The sequence below is a fragment of the Synechococcus sp. RedBA-s genome, assembly GCF_024345495.1.
In the GTDB taxonomy this organism is placed as follows: domain Bacteria; phylum Cyanobacteriota; class Cyanobacteriia; order PCC-6307; family Cyanobiaceae; genus Regnicoccus_A.
On record NZ_JAGQBF010000018.1, the window covers coordinates 44,228 to 59,237 of the forward strand.

16 protein-coding genes are annotated in these 15,010 nt (G+C 62.9%); 12 read left to right on the forward strand and 4 right to left on the reverse strand.

The genetic code is table 11. The features are described 5' to 3' along the window. Positions 1-14 precede the first annotated feature (14 nt). From KBY67_RS09115 to KBY67_RS09125, 3 genes are read left to right on the forward strand one after another with little or no spacing between them, the layout of a single operon-like run. A complete protein-coding gene (locus KBY67_RS09115; RefSeq protein WP_255110715.1) occupies positions 15-1,448 on the forward strand; it encodes an isochorismate synthase MenF in 1,434 nt (477 codons plus the stop codon). Beyond that, entirely contained in the window at positions 1,445-3,184 is a 1,740-nt protein-coding gene (locus KBY67_RS09120; RefSeq protein WP_255110716.1) for a patatin-like phospholipase family protein, read from the forward strand. Before KBY67_RS09115 ends, KBY67_RS09120 begins: the two co-directional genes overlap by 4 nt. A 5-nt stretch (positions 3,185-3,189) precedes the next feature. Then, positions 3,190-3,489 (forward strand): Mpo1-like protein, encoded by a 300-nt coding sequence (locus KBY67_RS09125; RefSeq protein WP_255110731.1) that lies wholly within the window; start codon positions 3,190-3,192, stop codon positions 3,487-3,489. A 25-nt stretch (positions 3,490-3,514) separates the two neighbouring features. Here the strand turns inward: KBY67_RS09125 and KBY67_RS09130 are convergent, their stop codons facing one another. The 3 genes from KBY67_RS09130 to grxC are packed head-to-tail and all read right to left on the reverse strand — an operon-like array spanning position 3,515 to position 5,875. Next, positions 3,515-4,543 carry a fatty acid desaturase gene (locus tag KBY67_RS09130; RefSeq protein ID WP_255110717.1) on the reverse strand — a complete coding sequence of 343 codons (1,029 nt, stop codon included), beginning with the start codon at positions 4,541-4,543 and terminating at the stop codon, positions 3,515-3,517. Between the two features lie 46 nt (positions 4,544-4,589). Further along, positions 4,590-5,603, reverse strand: coding sequence for a glutathione synthase (gene gshB / locus KBY67_RS09135; RefSeq protein WP_255110718.1), 1,014 nt, complete (start codon positions 5,601-5,603; stop codon positions 4,590-4,592). Between the two features lie 2 nt (positions 5,604-5,605). Continuing rightward, complete coding sequence (gene grxC, locus KBY67_RS09140; RefSeq protein ID WP_255110719.1) at positions 5,606-5,875, reverse strand: glutaredoxin 3; 270 nt, start codon at positions 5,873-5,875, stop codon at positions 5,606-5,608. Between the two features lie 98 nt (positions 5,876-5,973). Between grxC and prfB the strand changes: the two genes are divergently transcribed. From prfB to KBY67_RS09170, 6 genes are all read left to right on the forward strand, one after another. Beyond that, a protein-coding gene (gene prfB, locus KBY67_RS09145) for a peptide chain release factor 2 (RefSeq protein ID WP_255110732.1) occupies positions 5,974-7,099 on the forward strand; the annotation gives its coding sequence in 2 pieces (ribosomal slippage) (positions 5,974-6,048 and positions 6,050-7,099; 1,125 coding nt in all). A 17-nt stretch (positions 7,100-7,116) separates the two neighbouring features. Further along, positions 7,117-7,341: a DUF3285 domain-containing protein gene (locus KBY67_RS09150; RefSeq protein WP_255110720.1), complete on the forward strand. Its 225-nt coding sequence runs from the start codon at positions 7,117-7,119 to the stop codon at positions 7,339-7,341. Beyond that, a complete protein-coding gene (gene ybeY, locus KBY67_RS09155) occupies positions 7,338-7,946 on the forward strand; it encodes an rRNA maturation RNase YbeY (RefSeq protein ID WP_255110721.1) in 609 nt (202 codons plus the stop codon). The genes KBY67_RS09150 and ybeY overlap by 4 nt, the downstream gene beginning before the upstream one ends. 98 nt (positions 7,947-8,044) lie before the next feature. Next, positions 8,045-8,467 carry a diacylglycerol kinase family protein gene (locus tag KBY67_RS09160; RefSeq protein ID WP_255110733.1) on the forward strand — a complete coding sequence of 141 codons (423 nt, stop codon included), beginning with the start codon at positions 8,045-8,047 and terminating at the stop codon, positions 8,465-8,467. A gap of 23 nt (positions 8,468-8,490) precedes the next feature. Further along, on the forward strand, positions 8,491-9,123 hold the full coding sequence (locus KBY67_RS09165) for an aminodeoxychorismate/anthranilate synthase component II (RefSeq protein ID WP_255110722.1): 633 nt from the start codon (positions 8,491-8,493) through the stop codon (positions 9,121-9,123). 160 nt (positions 9,124-9,283) lie between these two features. Further along, on the forward strand, positions 9,284-9,973 hold the full coding sequence (locus tag KBY67_RS09170) for an MBL fold metallo-hydrolase (protein WP_255110734.1): 690 nt from the start codon (positions 9,284-9,286) through the stop codon (positions 9,971-9,973). Here the strand turns inward: KBY67_RS09170 and KBY67_RS09175 are convergent. Then, positions 9,957-11,102 (reverse strand): histidinol-phosphate transaminase, encoded by a 1,146-nt coding sequence (locus tag KBY67_RS09175; RefSeq protein ID WP_255110723.1) that lies wholly within the window; start codon positions 11,100-11,102, stop codon positions 9,957-9,959. The two genes, KBY67_RS09170 and KBY67_RS09175, sit on opposite strands and share 17 nt — an antisense overlap. A 448-nt stretch (positions 11,103-11,550) precedes the next feature. Between KBY67_RS09175 and KBY67_RS09180 the strand changes: the two genes are divergently transcribed. The 3 genes from KBY67_RS09180 (at position 11,551) to KBY67_RS09190 (ending at position 14,973) form a co-directional block, all read left to right on the forward strand. Then, on the forward strand, positions 11,551-13,155 hold the full coding sequence (locus tag KBY67_RS09180; protein WP_255110724.1) for a DUF4435 domain-containing protein: 1,605 nt from the start codon (positions 11,551-11,553) through the stop codon (positions 13,153-13,155). A gap of 152 nt (positions 13,156-13,307) precedes the next feature. After that, the gene (locus KBY67_RS09185) at positions 13,308-14,141 is read left to right on the forward strand and encodes a type I restriction enzyme HsdR N-terminal domain-containing protein (protein ID WP_255110725.1); all 834 of its coding nucleotides are present in this window, start codon (positions 13,308-13,310) and stop codon (positions 14,139-14,141) included. A 142-nt stretch (positions 14,142-14,283) separates the two neighbouring features. After that, positions 14,284-14,973, forward strand: coding sequence for a hypothetical protein (locus tag KBY67_RS09190; protein WP_255110726.1), 690 nt, complete (start codon positions 14,284-14,286; stop codon positions 14,971-14,973). Positions 14,974-15,010: the final 37 nt, after the last annotated feature.

Here is a 15,010-nt window from a genome sequence, read left to right on the forward strand (position 1 = left end):
CCGCCGTCGTCCTGGTGCAGGTCGTTCCTTCCTTCACCGAACTGCTCGCCGCCGCCGCCCAGGGGGCACGGCAGCTGGAGGAGGAGGGCGTGCTCAGCCTGGCGCTGCCCATGCCCTGCCGGGATCCCCTGGCACTGCTCCCCCTCCTCGATGACGGCGGACGCTTCCGCTTTCTCTGGGACGGCGCACCGGGACTCTGCCTGGCCGCCAGCGGCACCACCCATCGCCTGGAGCTGAGCGGACCGAGGCGCTTCGAGCTGGCCCAGCGCTTCAGCGCCATGAGCCTCAGCCGCCTGGGGCAACAGCCCCAGAACGTGCCGCCCCTGGCCAGGCCGCGGGTGCTGCTGGCCTTCTCCTTTTTCGACAGTCCCCTGCAGGAGGGCAGCGGCACCGTTGCCGGCGTACAGGCCGTGCTGCCCCGCTGGCAGCTGAGCCGCCAGGGACGCCACTGCTGGCTGCGGCTGCAGCGCTGCATCGGCGGTGATGTCACCCCCCGCGGCGTGGCCGAGGAACTCTGGGAGCGGGCCCAGCTGCTGAGCCGGCTGCCCGCCGACGGCGATGTCGGGCCGGCGCCCCACCCCAGGGTGGGCATCACCAGCCGGTCCTGCTGGGAAAGCGACTACCGCGAAGCGATGCGTAAGGCCCTGGCCCTGGTGGAGGAGGGATCCCTGCGCAAGCTGGTGGTGGCGGTGCGCCAGCAGGTGGGGCTGGATCAACCGCTGGAGCCCCTGGAGATGCTGGCCCGCCTGCGCCGTCACCAACCGGGCAGCTGCCGCTTCCTCTGGCAGCAACGTCCCGGCGACGCCCTGATCGGCGCCTCCCCCGAGCGGCTGCTGGCGGTGCGCCAGGGGCAACTGCGCTGCGATGCCCTAGCGGGCACCGCCCCGCTTGGACCACCGGCCGAGCAGCTCACCCAATCGACCAAGGACCGCCATGAGCATGAACTGGTGGTGGAGGCGATCACCCGGGTGCTCTCGGAGGCGGGCCTAACGCCTCGGAGGCCCCGCCGTCCGCGGCTGGCCCGCCACGGCAGGCTGGTCCATCTACACACCCCCATCACCGCCGCCCTGGCAGAGCATCAGCCCCTGGCCCTGGCCGAGGCCCTGCATCCCACCCCGGCGGTGGCGGGGCTGCCACGGCGGGAAGCGATGGCCTGGTTGCGCAGCCTCGAACCATTTGAGCGGGGCCACTACGCCGCACCGATCGGCTGGATCGACAGTGCCGGCGATGCCGAGCTGCGGGTGGCGATCCGCAGCGGCCGCCTTCACGGCAACACGCTCGAGCTCACCGCAGGCGCCGGGCTGGTGCGAGGGTCCGAGCCAGAGCGGGAACTCCAGGAAGTGGCCCTGAAGCTGGGGGTGCTGCAGCAGCAACTCGATCTTCCGCTGGAACCCTCCATCCTTCGGGGTGGCCAGCCCCATGGCGAGCGGACGTCCTGGTGGGGATGAGCGGCAGCAACGAACCCATCGGCAGCCTGCCTTCAAGCGCCGACGGTCTATCCCCAGAGCGGCGCCTCCAGAGGGTCTTTGCCAGCTCTCGACTGTTCCGAACCATCCCGCCCGAGTGCCTAAAAGCCCTGAATCCACATCCGCTCAGCCTCGTGGAGGGGCAGCTGCTCTTCAGGGAAGGTGACAGGGCCGAGCTCGCGTATGTGATCGAGTCGGGCATCCTCGGCCTGTTCAACGGCCCTCTGAGCCCCAGCACGGCGTGGTTCCGGAAAGTGGTGCGCGGGGATCTGGTGGGGGAATACGGACTGCTGGGCGATGAGCCACGGTCGGCCTCGGCAATCGCACTCACCGACCTGAGCATCTTTGGCTTCAACCTGGAGAATCTGCGCAAGCTGTTGTCACTGTCGGAAGAGCTTCAATCGCTGCTGATCACAACCCTGGCGGATGCGGCCTCGATCGGACGTGACCCGCGACGATCGGCTCTGGGCACGATCCTGATTCACAACGCCAGCCCAGACTCCCCCCTTACCCAGCGGGTCCTAGAGGGGTTGCCAGAGCTGCTGATCAGCCAGGCTGCCGGTGCAATCTCACTGGGCAATGCCCCCCTCCTCAGCCCCTCCACCAATGAAGAAGATCTCCATCTGGAGCTGACCCAGGCCACCGGAGCGGGCCGGGTCAGGGTGTTTCTCACGCAAGCTCCAGAGCTGCTGAGCTCCCGCAATCAGAAGCTGCTCGACCGGCTGGTGATCCTCACGGACGGGACCGCGGATCACGTCCAGATTCCAGAATCAATCAAAGCGGAGTGCATTCTGGTGCGGCTCTGGCCGAGCGAGCAGGAGCGCCCCAGCTCGAAGCCCTGGTGCAGCGGCAGGCGCGTCTCCTTCGTGCTCAATGTCCGGGCCGGCCAGCTCAGCCATCTGCAGCGGCTGGCCCGAACGGTGTTGCGTCGTCAGAACGTGCTGGTGCTTGGCGGGGGAGGGGCCAGGGGATTTGCCCATGTGGGAACGATCGCGGCGTTGCAGGAGCGCCGGACCGATGACATCGACATGGTGATGGGGGTCAGTATCGGAGCGCTGGTGTCGTCGCTGGCCGCCTTCGATCTCAAGGCCGAGGAGATTCTCGGCCACCTCGAGCGAGTGATCATCCGTTCACGGCCCTACTCGCTCACCCTTCCGCGCCAATCACTCTTCTCACTGGTCAACTCCGAACGTGAACTCAAGGCCTTCTTCGGCAGCTCGCGCGTCGAGGACAGCTGGCTGGTGCTGCAGTGCTTCTCCACCAACCTCTCCACCAATCAGCTGCATGCCTGGACCACCGGCGACATCCCCACCGCCGTGGTGGCCAGCATGTCGGTGCCGGGAATCTTCCCACCCGTGGAAGATGCCACGGGAAACCTGCATGTGGATGGGGGAATCCTGAACAACCTGCCAATCGCTCCGGCCCGTGCTCTCACCGACGGGCGGATCATTGCGGTATCGCTAGATGTAGAGCCAGATTCGGCAAACAACTATGGTCCGGGTCGCAAGCGGCAGCGCCCTTCACTGGCTAAAACTCTGATCAATGCGATGATGTGTGCCTCCCACTCCACATCCCAATCCCAGGAGCGATTGGCCGATCTCGTGCTCAAGCCGGAGATCGGCCACATTCCCTTTCTGGAGTGGAAGAGTTATATTCAGAGTTTCGAGGCTGGCTACAGCCATGCCCGTGAAGCCCTTTCCTTGGTGGAGGAGTCTTGATCACGATGCTGGACGGACGACCCTGGAGTGAATGGATCGATCGCTACGAGCGGAGCCATCAACACCCGCTGAACCGCACCTGCCATCTCATCGGCATCCCCCTGATCGTGATCTCCGTCGGAGCAGCAGCCCTGGCCATCTGGAGACCAGGGCTTTGGGCCCCTGCCCTCGGGCTGTTCCTGGCCGGCTGGGCTTTCCAGTTCGCCGGTCACGCCGTGGAGGGAACCTTGCCGGAGTTCATGGGCGACCCTCGCTTTCTATTGGTGGGGCTGCGGTGGTGGCTGGGGGCGATCAGGCGAAGCTGAGCAACAGCCTTGAACCAGACAGAGCTCAGAGCAGAAGAGCAACCCCCTCGGCGTAGTTGTTCACCGTGGGTAGCGGCGGATGGCCGTGGCTAGAGAGCACGGCTTCAGCGATTGCCGTGGCCTGAGGCAATTTGTCGTAGGGAATGGAGGGGTAGGCGTGGTGAAGGGAGTGATGGGGCAGTCCTCCCATCAGCAGATTCACCAGAGTGCCGGCGGCAATGTTGCGGGTGCTGTAGAGCTGCGTGAGTTCGTAGGTAGAGAAGCGCTTCCAGAGGCCATGGTGCTCGATCATGCCGCGCACCTGCATCAGCGCTCCCACCACCCGCTCCACCACCACCAGCATCAACAACAGCTTGATCACCTGACCATGGCCGATCGCCCAGGTGAGCATCGCGGCCTGCACCACCAAGATCCCGATCAGATCACTGACCATGCCGCCCATCAACCGGGATTGGCTGTCGCGCAGCTTCCAGCCGAACCAGATCATGGAGCCGATCAACTGGATGCCCCCAAGCACCAGAACGCTCAGCCAGAAAGGATGCCTGAAATGGAGCCGCCGCCACGAGCCGGCCCTGGCGAGTTCCTCTTCGGACGGTTCTCGTCGTTCCGGATCGCGCAGATCCATCCCGTTCATGCGGTGGTGGAGCTGATGCAGATTGCGGTAGGTGCGATAAGGCCAGGCCACCGGCCAGCTCAGGACACATCCCAGGGCCTGCTCGGCGCTGCCGAGATCGATCAGGCTGGCGTGGCTGATGTCGTGGGTGCTGATCATCACGAAGGCGTAGAACACGGCCGCTGCCAACAACCAGAGAACTGCCACCGGCAGATAGGCCTCCCGGACATACATCACGAGGCAGGCCAGGGCCGGGAGGAGCAGGAGAAGGAGCCGACACCAGCCCAGGGCACGGTTCACCTTGAACAGAGGTTGAACCGCGTCCTCGATCTCTTCAGTCATCAACCGGTCAGCCCGCCGGCTTGCCTTCTTCGTGGCGTCATCCCTGCTGGCGAGGGTGTCGCTCTGATCGGGATGGATCGGGAGGGAATCGGAGCTCATCGGTCCCGCACGGGATGATTCAGCTGCAGAGTAGTTCGAGTTCCTTTCAGCTCGCCAACAGCGCCTCGATGCTGAGATCCGCCAGGGGCACGCCGCCCAGCCGCTCGATCTCGCGCACGCCCGTGGGACTGGTGACGTTGATCTCACTGAGGCGACCAGCGATCACATCGATGCCCACGAAGAACAGCCCGGCAGCGCGCAGGGCCGGTGCCAGCTCAGCGCAGATGCGGCGCTCGGCGTCGGTGAGGGCCGTGGCCTCGGGCTCCCCACCCACCGCCAGATTGCTGCGGAACTCCCCAGGCGCTGGGCGCCGGTTCACCGCGCCCAGCGGTTCACCATTCACCAGCAGGATGCGCTTGTCGCCCGCCACCACTTCGGGCAGGAAGGCCTGGGCCATCACCGGCAGCTGCCCCTGGTGGGTGACCAGCTCCAGCAGCGCCCGCAACCCCGGTGCCCGCGCTTCGCTGCGCACCACACCCTGGCCGGCACGTCCACCGAGGGGTTTGAGCACCACCTCGCCGTGCTCGGCGACAAAGGCCGAGAGCTGCTCGATGTTGCCGCTCACCAGGGTGGGCGCCATCAGATGGCTGAAACGCATGGCGCCGAGCTTCTCGTTCCAGGCCCGCAGGGAGGCCGGCCGGTTGAGCACTCGCACTCCAGCCTGCTCCGCCAGCTCCAGCAGGTGGGTGGCATAGAGGTAAGCCTCGTCCACGGGCGGATCCTTGCGCATCCACACCCAGGGGAAGGCGTCGAGCGGCAACCGCTGTGGTTCCCCCAGCTCCACCCAGGGCTCAGGAATCTCCCAACCGGCCGGAGTGGGGCGGATCTCGGCGAGGCGGGCGGGCTGGGTCAGCACCGTGGGGCGGTGACCAGGCTGAGTGGCATCGGCTCGCTGCCCTTCCACCGCCAAATCGGCCAGGCCGCAGATCCAGACCTGATGGCCGGCGCGCTGGGCCGCCTGCATCAGGGCCACGCTCGAATCCTTGACCGGACGCAGACGCTGGATCGGATCGATGACAAAGAGGTGGGAACGGCTGGCGGCCTCGGCTCGGCTCGGCACCTTCAGGCCCCTTTCAGCAACGGATCGAGCCGGCCGGCCCGCTCCATGGAATGGAGTTCATCGCAACCGCCGATGCCCCGGTCGTCGATGAAGATCTGGGGCAGGCTGGAGCGGCCTTCCGCCCGCTGGGCCATGGCGGCGCGGGCCGTCTGATCCCCATCGATGGAGTGCTCCTCGTAGGCCACACCCTTGCGATCGAGCAGGGCCTTGGCCCGCACGCAGAAGGGGCAGAAGCGCCAGGTATAGATCTCAACTTTCGCCGGTGTGTTCACCACAATCGCCCAGGTGCATGGCAGTGGCGGGATCCTAGAATCCCCGCCTGGAGCCCACCCCCGCTGATACGGTCGTGAAAACCGTTGGGCGGCAGCCGGTGCTCGATCTCACCGATTTCAAACGCGACCTCTCCGAGCTCACCGACCGCCTGGGCCATGCCCAGGACTGTCTTTGACGTACCGGCCCTGAACGCCCGCCAGCAGGACCTGGAGCAGCTGGCCTCCCAGCCCGACTTCTGGGACGACCAGCAGCAGGCCCAGAAACAGATGCGCCAGCTCGATGAGGTGAAGGCCCAGCTGGAGCAGCTTCAGCAGTGGCGCAGCGCTGTAGACGATGGCCGCGCCACCCTCGAGCTCTACGACCTCGAAGCGGATGAGGAGCTCCTGGCCGAAGCCAACGGCGGCCTGCAGAGCCTCAAGGCCGCCCTCGATCGCTGGGAGCTGGAGCGCCTGCTGAGCGGCCTCTACGACAAGGAGGGCGCCGTGATCTCGATCAATGCCGGCGCCGGCGGCACCGACGCCCAGGACTGGGCGCTGATGCTGATGCGCATGTACACCCGCTGGGCCGAGGACCACGGCATGAAGGTGTCCGTCGATGAGCTCTCGGAAGGGGAGGAAGCGGGCATCAAGAGCTGCACGATCGAGATCGACGGCCGCTACGCCTACGGCTACCTGCGCAATGAGAAGGGCACCCACCGACTGGTGCGGATCTCGCCGTTCAACGCCAATGACAAGCGCCAGACCAGCTTCGCAGGGGTGGAGGTGATGCCGATGCTCGATGAGGACGTCAAGCTCGACATCCCCGACAAGGACCTGGAGATCACCACCTCCCGCTCCGGCGGTGCCGGCGGTCAGAACGTCAACAAGGTGGAAACGGCGGTGCGCATCCAGCACTTGCCCACCGGCCTGGCGGTGCGCTGCACCCAGGAGCGCTCCCAGCTCCAGAACAAGGAGAAGGCGATGGCGCTGCTGATGGCCAAGCTGCTGGTGATCGCCCAGGAGCAGCGGGCCTCGGAGATCGCCGACATCCGCGGCGACATCGTCGAAGCGGCCTGGGGCAACCAGATCCGCAACTACGTCTTCCACCCCTATCAGATGGTCAAGGATCTGCGCACCGCCGTGGAGACCACCGATGTGCAGGGCGTTATGGACGGCGACCTCGACCCCTTCATCCAGGCCCTGCTGCGCCAGGGTGTGGAGATCGCCGCCGATGGGGACACCTGAGCCCTGCCGATTTCCCCATGACTGACAGCACGACCCCCCTGGAGCCCAGCCCAGCCCCGACTCCGGAGGTTGCAACTCCTGAGGTTGCAGCCAGCCCGCCGCCCAGCTTCGTGAAGCTGGCGATGCGCAACATGGTGCGCAAGGGCCGCCAGAGCCTGCTGCATTTCGGGCTCACCGCCGTGGGCTTCAGCACCGTTCTCTTTCTGCTGGCCTGGTTCGGTCGGCCCAGCCTGCCCCAGTGACGGCCGCTCCACCCGACCTCGACCTGGCCTTCAGCTGCGATGAAGAGCTGAGCGCCCTGTTGCTGGAGGAGGCTGGCCAGCTGGCCGACCCCGCCAACGCCGAAGGGCCGTGGAGTGATCTGCTGGCGGCCTGGCTGGAGCAGCTGCAGCCCGAGTTGCCCCAGGCCCTGCGGGCGCCTGCCTACAGCCTCGGGCTGAGCCTGGTGGGCGACGGGGAGATGGCCGAGCTCAATGCCAGCTGGCGAAGCCAGCAGGGCCCCACCGATGTGCTGGCCTTCGCCGCCCAGGACGAGGGGCTGGAGGGAGCTCCGGCGATGCCGAAGCCACCGAAGCAGGCCGCTGATCAGGCGTTGGCCGAGCAGCGGGAACCGCTTGAGCTGGGCGACATCGTGATTTCCCTGGACACAGCGGCCCGTCAGGCCGAGGCGGCGGGCATGAGCCTGGCGCGGGAGCTGCGTTGGCTGGCCAGCCACGGCCTGCTGCACCTGCTGGGCTGGGACCACCCCGACGACGCCCGCCTGGAGGCCATGCTGCGCCGCCAGGACCAGCTGCTGGAGAGCAGACCCTGTAGCGACGGCAGCGTGCCCCCTGGACGGCAGCGGTAACGTTCAACCCGGACGCGCGCAGCAGCGGAACGCCAGCAGGAGGCAGCATGGTCAACCCGGTCCCCCTCGAACCGGTGCCCCTCGCGCTGGCGGATCCCATGAGCAGCGATTCCCCTCGTCGGGGGCGGAGCCAGCGCAGCGGGGCCTGGCGGGTGGCCGGCGACCTGCCCCTGAGTTTTCGCTATGCCGCCCAGGGCCTGGCCTATGGCTTCATCAGCCAGCGCAACTTCCGCATCCATGCGATCACCGGCGGCTGCGTCTTTGCCCTGGGGGTGTGGCTGCGGCTGAGCACCGAACAGCTGGCGCTGCTGGTGCTCACCGTGGCGGCGGTGCTGGTGCTGGAGCTGATCAACACGGCCATCGAGTCGGTGGTGGATCTGGCCATCGGCCGCCGCTTCCATCCCCTGGCCCGCATCGCCAAGGACTGCGCCGCTGCCGCCGTGCTGGTGGCAGCAGTGGCCTCGCTGCTGATCGCCGCGCTGCTGCTGCTGCCGCCCCTGCTGCTGCGCCTGGGCGTTTGAATGGAGCACTGGCGGCTGGCCTGATGCTCCTGGTTCTCGACAACTACGACAGCTTCACCTTCAACCTGGTGCAGTACCTCGGCGAACTGGCGGCGAAGCACCCGATCGCCGCTGACCTGCGGGTCGAGCGCAACGACGCCCTGAGCGTCGATCAGATCAGAGTCCTGCAGCCGGCGGCGATCCTGATCTCACCGGGCCCTGGCGACCCCGACCAGGCTGGGGTTTGCCTGGATGTGATGCGGGAGCTGGGACCGACTGTGCCGACCCTGGGGGTTTGCCTGGGTCACCAGTGCCTGGCCCAGGCGTTCGGCGGCCGGGTGGTGCGAGCCGCTGAGCTGATGCACGGCAAGACATCCCCGGTGCTGCATGGGGGACTAGGTGTGTTCGCCGGCCTGCCCAGCCCGCTCACAGCCACCCGCTACCACAGCCTGATCGCGGAGCGGGCCAGCTTGCCGGAGGAGCTGGAGATCAGCGCCTGGCTGGAGGACGGCACGATCATGGGCCTGCGCCACCGCCACTTCCCGATCGAAGGCGTCCAGTTCCACCCCGAGAGCGTGCTCACCCAGAACGGCCACCAACTGCTGGCCAACTTCCTGCGCCAGGCGACCCAGCACCAAGCCGGCGGCGCCAGAGCGCTCACCGGAACCCCCTGCTGAAAGCCCCGGGGCAACGCTGCTAGGTTCGCGCCACGATCGGCGCCTGCGGGGCGCACCAGCAGGCATGGTCTCCGCATCAGGGCAACCGCACGACGGCCCCTCCAGCTCCGTCAGCAGGCCCCTTCACCGCCGGGCAACAGCCGTGGGCGCTGCGTCCCTGATGGCGGCTGTGAGTCTGGGTGTGCCTGGCGCCGGGCTGGCCGCCGGTGGCGTCACGGTCACCAGCTACGGCCACAGTGCTCTGCTGATCCAGGGCGGTGGTGCCACGGTGCTGGTCAATCCCTTCAAGGCCGTCGGTTGCGCCGCCGGCCTGAGCGAGCCGCGGGTGCGCGCCGATGTGATCCTGGCCAGCAGCCGGCTCCCGGATGAGGGCGCCCCGGTGGCCTCCGGCCGGATGCTGGTGACCCCCGGCTCCTACCGGGTGGCGGGCCTGAAGCTGGAAGGAGCCGCCATCCCCCACGACCGCGTCGGCGGACGGCGCTTCGGCCAGGCCACCCTCTGGCGCTGGAAGCAGGGCGGCCTGGAAATCGCCCACCTGGGCGGCACGGCCTCGGCCCTGCGCCCCGAAGACCGGGTGCTGATCGGCAAGCCCGATGTGTTGATCATCGGTGTGGGCGGTGGCGCCAAGGTCTACAACGGAGCCGAGGCGGCGGTCGTGGTGCGTGCGCTCGAGCCCCGGCGGGTGATCCCGGTGCAATACGTGAGTGGCAGCGCCCCCGCCGGCTGCGACCAAGGCAGCATCGAACCCTTCCTCGAAGCGATGAGCGGCACGCCGGTGCAGCGGGTGGGACGCACGGCGAGCTTCAGCGCTCCCCTCAGCGATGGGCTCCAGATCAAGGTGTTGCGCTGAGCATCAGCGCTTCGATCGCCTGGTAGGTGTCCCAGAATCGCGCCATCTGCTCGCGGGTGCCCAGGCTCACCCGCAGAGCCCCATCGATCAGGGGCTTGCCCGCCATGGAGCGCACCAGAATGCCCGCCTGGCGCAGCTCAGCCTCCACCGTCGCCTCCGGCCTGGCGGGCCAGATCAGCAGGTAGTTGCCGCCAGCGGCGTGGTGGCGCACAGCAGCGGACTGGAGTTGCTCCAGCAGCCAGGCCCTGGCGCGCAGCACTTCGGAGACATAACCATCCACATAGGCCTGATCCGCCAAGGCGGCGCAGGCGGCCGTGACGGCAAAGCTGTTGATGTCATAGGGACCGGTCACGCGGCTGATCCGGTCCACCAGGGCCGGCGCGCCGATCGCGAAGCCGATGCGCAGACCCGCCAGGCCGGCGGTCTTGGCCAGGGAACGCAGCACCACCAGGTTGGGCGTGGCGGCGAAGTCGGCAGTGGGCAGCACGCTGTCGCCGGTGAAGGCCTCATAGAGCTCATCCACCACCACCAGGGTGCGCGGCGCGGCGGCTGCCAGCTCGAGGATCCGCTCAGGCGCCAGGCGGGTGCCGGTGGGGTTGTTGGGGTTGCAGAGCAGCAGGATCCGCGGCGGATGCCAGTCGCCGCTCGGTTCGCCACCACCACCGGGACCGAGAAGCGCCGCGCGGATCTCCTCGAGAGGAAAGCCGAAGTCAGGCAGCCGGTAGGGCAACGCCTCGATCGTCATGCCCTGCATGCGAGCGCAGGGGGTGTAGTAGCCGAAGGTGGGACTGGTGGTGAGCAGCCGATCGCCCGGGCCGCCGTAGGCATGAAACACGGCATGGAGGGCGGCATCGACACCGTTGAACAGGCCGATGTGGGCCGGGCTCAGGCCCATCCCACCCAGAGAGGCCACCACCGCTTCGCGCAGGCCGTCGTACTCGGGATAGATGGCGTAGTGGTCGGCGGGGATGGCACGGATCGCTTCCACCACCTTCGGGCTGGGGCCCACGGTGTTCTCGTTGAAGTCGAGCCGAAGCAGCCCGCGGCGGCCTTCCAGCGGCGCGCTGTAGGCCACCAGGGCCTCCACCTCGGGCCGGGCCTGGGGACCATCAGGCAGGCAAGCGGTCAAAGCGGTGCGAGACGACAACCGCAGGCAGCGTAGGAAGCGAGGTGGATGAAGGACGCAGACCCGATCCGCCAAGCGGGGCTCAGTGCACCTTCCGACAGTCGATTGCCACCCATCGGCTGGAGTGTGGAAGATCAACCGCACGATCTAGGAGTTGATGGAGTCCAGCGACGTGAAGACCACGATGATCGACACCCATGTGCTGAATCGAGGCCCTTGCGGGATGATGAGCCTAGTGGAACTTCTGTAGCAAAATGAACATATGGTTCGCGGACCCACCGATCTTTCCCTCACCCAGGGGCGATACCACGCAAATGCCATACGCTGGAGGGAGTTCCAGGATCAGGCCCACAGTCAGGAGGCGTCTTATACGGCCGCAGAGCCCCGTGTCGGATGGATACCGGACCCGCCGAAATACTAGTTATGCCCCATTGAGATTAAAGGTTTGCCCATGCTCAAAAACTACAAGTTAACTTTGCCGACAAAAGACAAAGGCAACATCGAAATTGAAACCTCAAACAGTTTGTTGCTCGTCGGCGCGAATGGGGCGGGTAAAACAAGACTCGGTAGCTGGATTGAGTTCAGTTCTCCGGACGCGGCGCGCGTCCACAGAATTTCCGCTCAAAAATCTCTGACCATGCCAGACACTTCGACGCCAACAGCACTCGATTTGGCGGAGACGGATCTTCTATTCGGCAACCCGACTCACGGGAGGCAAAACAAGCAGGCATATCGCTGGGGTGATAAGCCCGCTGTTTCATTCCTAAGCGACTTCCAGAAGCTGATGGTCTATCTCTTCTCCGACCACACGGAAGAAAGCGCAAAATATTTAGCCGCCTCGAAATCAACTGATATTCGCGTAAGCCCACCAATAACAAAGCTAGATCAGGTGAAGGCCGTTTGGGAAAGAATTCTGCCGCACAGAAGGTTAATCATTGGCGGCCTCAAGATTGAAACGTCAGTTGCAAGCGACGATACCAAGAAATACAACTCGTCAGATATGAGTGATGGAGAGAGAGTAGTTTTTTACCTCGTAGGTCAGTGTTTAGCAGCGCCCCTGAACGGAATCGTTGTAATTGACGAGCCAGAGTTGCATTTGCATAAATCCATTCAAACCCCACTCTGGACAGAGATAGAACGTCTACGGCCGGATTGCCTGTTTGTCTATCTCACTCACGATGTTGATTTTGCAGCAGCTAAAGAAAGCGCCAAGAAGATCTGGCTAAAATCCTTTGATGGAACGACGTGGGACTGGGAGCCTTTTAGTCCAAGCGACGACATTCCAGAAGATCTACTTCTCGAGATACTTGGCAGCAGGAAGCCGGTGGTGTTTGTCGAGGGAGTGAACGGGAGTTACGACTCCGCCCTTTACGCAGCAGTCCTAAAGGATTTTCTTGTAATTCCTGTAGGCAGCTGCTCTCAAGTCATTCAGTCGGTAAAAGCGCTAAAGAAGAACAACCAGCTTCATCATTTGGACGTATATGGACTTATTGATCGTGACAGGCGGGTTGCCGTTGAGATTCAGAAGCTAGAGGAAGGCGCAATCTTCGTTCTCTCAGTTGCTGAGGTCGAGAATCTTTTTTGCGTTCGGGAAGTTCTGGCCGTAGTTAGCAACCGATTGGCGCGCGATGTCAATGCTGATTTTCAGACGGTTTCTGAAGCAATATTCAACCGTCTGCAAGCAGAACTCGAAGCACAAGTTTCGCTCAGAGCCGTGAGCGAAATTAAATTTCAACTCAACATGCTGGACGAGAAACAAAAAGGTCCTGTCGCACTGAAGGCAGCCTTGCAATCGTTAGCAAATGGCATCGATGTAGACGCCATATATTCTCAGGCACTAACTGCATTTAACCAAGTGATCTCTGCGAAGGACTTTGAGGGCCTGCTAGCACTCTACAATCGCAAGTCTCTGTCCTCACAAGCTAGTGGAGCACTTGGCTTGGCTAATGGTGGCCTACCGGAGTTGGTTGTTCGACTCGCCAAGGGCGATCATTGCAACGAAATATCTGATGCATTAAGAAAATATTTCGGGAATTTCGCAGCGCACATTGCGTAACGGGGCGCTCTTTTCTCACGTGCGCACAGCCCTTGAGCAATGGCACGTTGGGGTTCACTGGGTGGGGCATAACAATTCATTCAAGCCGAAGCCGCTTCGCGGCTCGGCTTAACTCAGCCGTTGGAAGGACAATCTGACCTTATACTCTGGATATGAAGTCATCTGACCTGTTCCCCGAGATAGCCCAAGCTCTTGCCGCTGATGTTGAGAGTGCGTCGTCGGATTCAAAGCGGCTAAAGCTTCGCACCCTGCTGGCCAAGTTTGGCTACGAGAAGAGATCAGACAGTAATACCGCAGAAATTACTAGGGTTCTAAGCGAAGCGGGCCTCACTGTTAATCCGCCTTTGGTGAGGTATGGCGACAGCTGGGAGATCAGCACAGAAGACTGGATTTATCTATCTATTGTCAAAGGGACACGCGAGAGTTCAGAAACGAAGCAACTTTCTCCTCCCCGAGACTGGAATTCAGATGGGTGGTTTGACAAAGTCGCTGGCCTGCTACTAAGAACTGAAAGGGAAGTAGAGATAAAATTTGCAGTTCCGCTTCTCATCCGGCTTGGATACACCGACGAGGACAGGTTTGATGGAATGCCTGTTCCAGCGTCCCACGGCTCACGCGGCTCTACCTTGGTAATTGATCACGCTGCATTCAACTCACAGCTTGATGCTTTGAAAGGCCAGCCACTATTGACAATAGAAGCCAAGCGCGATAGTTATCTGTCAAAAGCCAAGCAGCTCCAGAAAGCGCATGATCAAGCAAAAAGCTACTGCTACTGGACGCAGTGTGAATTCTTTTTGGTAACTGATGGCCAGATAGTCCATGTATACCGAGTTGGTCGCGGCAAGTTTGGTGATATTGAGCCACTCTTTGAATGCTCGCGACAAGAGCTAAAGCACAAGTTCTCAGAGCTGTTTGCGCTTGTATCCAAGGAATCCCTGGCCAGCCACTACCTCAAAAAGCTTTCATCCACCGAAGAGGCAACATGACCAAACCGTTGCCTTCCAACATCAAGATTCAGCGGTCGGGCCTACCTGTTCTTGAATACGGCACAGAGGATCTTCCCGCCGCTGATCTTGAGCGTTAGATCATGAACCTGTTAGGCTTCCTCCACAAACATTGGCGTATCACATGAGTGAGCTTATTCCTACCGGTGCGGCAAGCCAGATTCAGCTCCTAGACCCACAGGCGCAAAGAATTGTCGATTTCCTTCAGAATATTGGCCTACCTCACGAGAATATTATTGCAGCACAAGATCAACGGCAAATAATCTCACTGAATTTACCTCAGTTAGTTGAATGCTTGCCGGCGGAGGCAAAGCAAGGTGTGCGGTACCTTTCAAAGTTTGTGGTTGGGGCAGGCATAGGGTTATTTGACTATGCACTAAACTCTGTTTGGAACGAGGTTGTCCTAGATCTACGCAAAAAAGCGATTGCATACAGCCTTGACATTTTTTACGATGCCGCAGTAGGTGGCACAAAGAGAGCGTTCTACGAAAGCGAAGATGATCTGCCGGCACTCAGTGACTCAGTATTATTAAACACTTGCAGAAAGCTTGAGCTTATCAGTGACATAACTCACAAGAAGCTTAAGCATATCTTGGATATGAGGAATGATATAGGTATATCTCACCCTACAAACTATACCATCAACGCTTTTGAGCTTCTTGGATGGCTCCAGACGTGCATCCAAGATGTCTTAACTGATAGGCCAACAGAAGCGGTGACTTTCAGGGAAGGTGACACTCCTTGGCAGCCACTCAGGCAACCCGAATTAATGGTAGCGCCAGGATCGGTTCTGAGTCCTCTGGTGGCTTGTTGATCCACACTTCTTCCGGTTGACGCCAGCAGCGAATGCT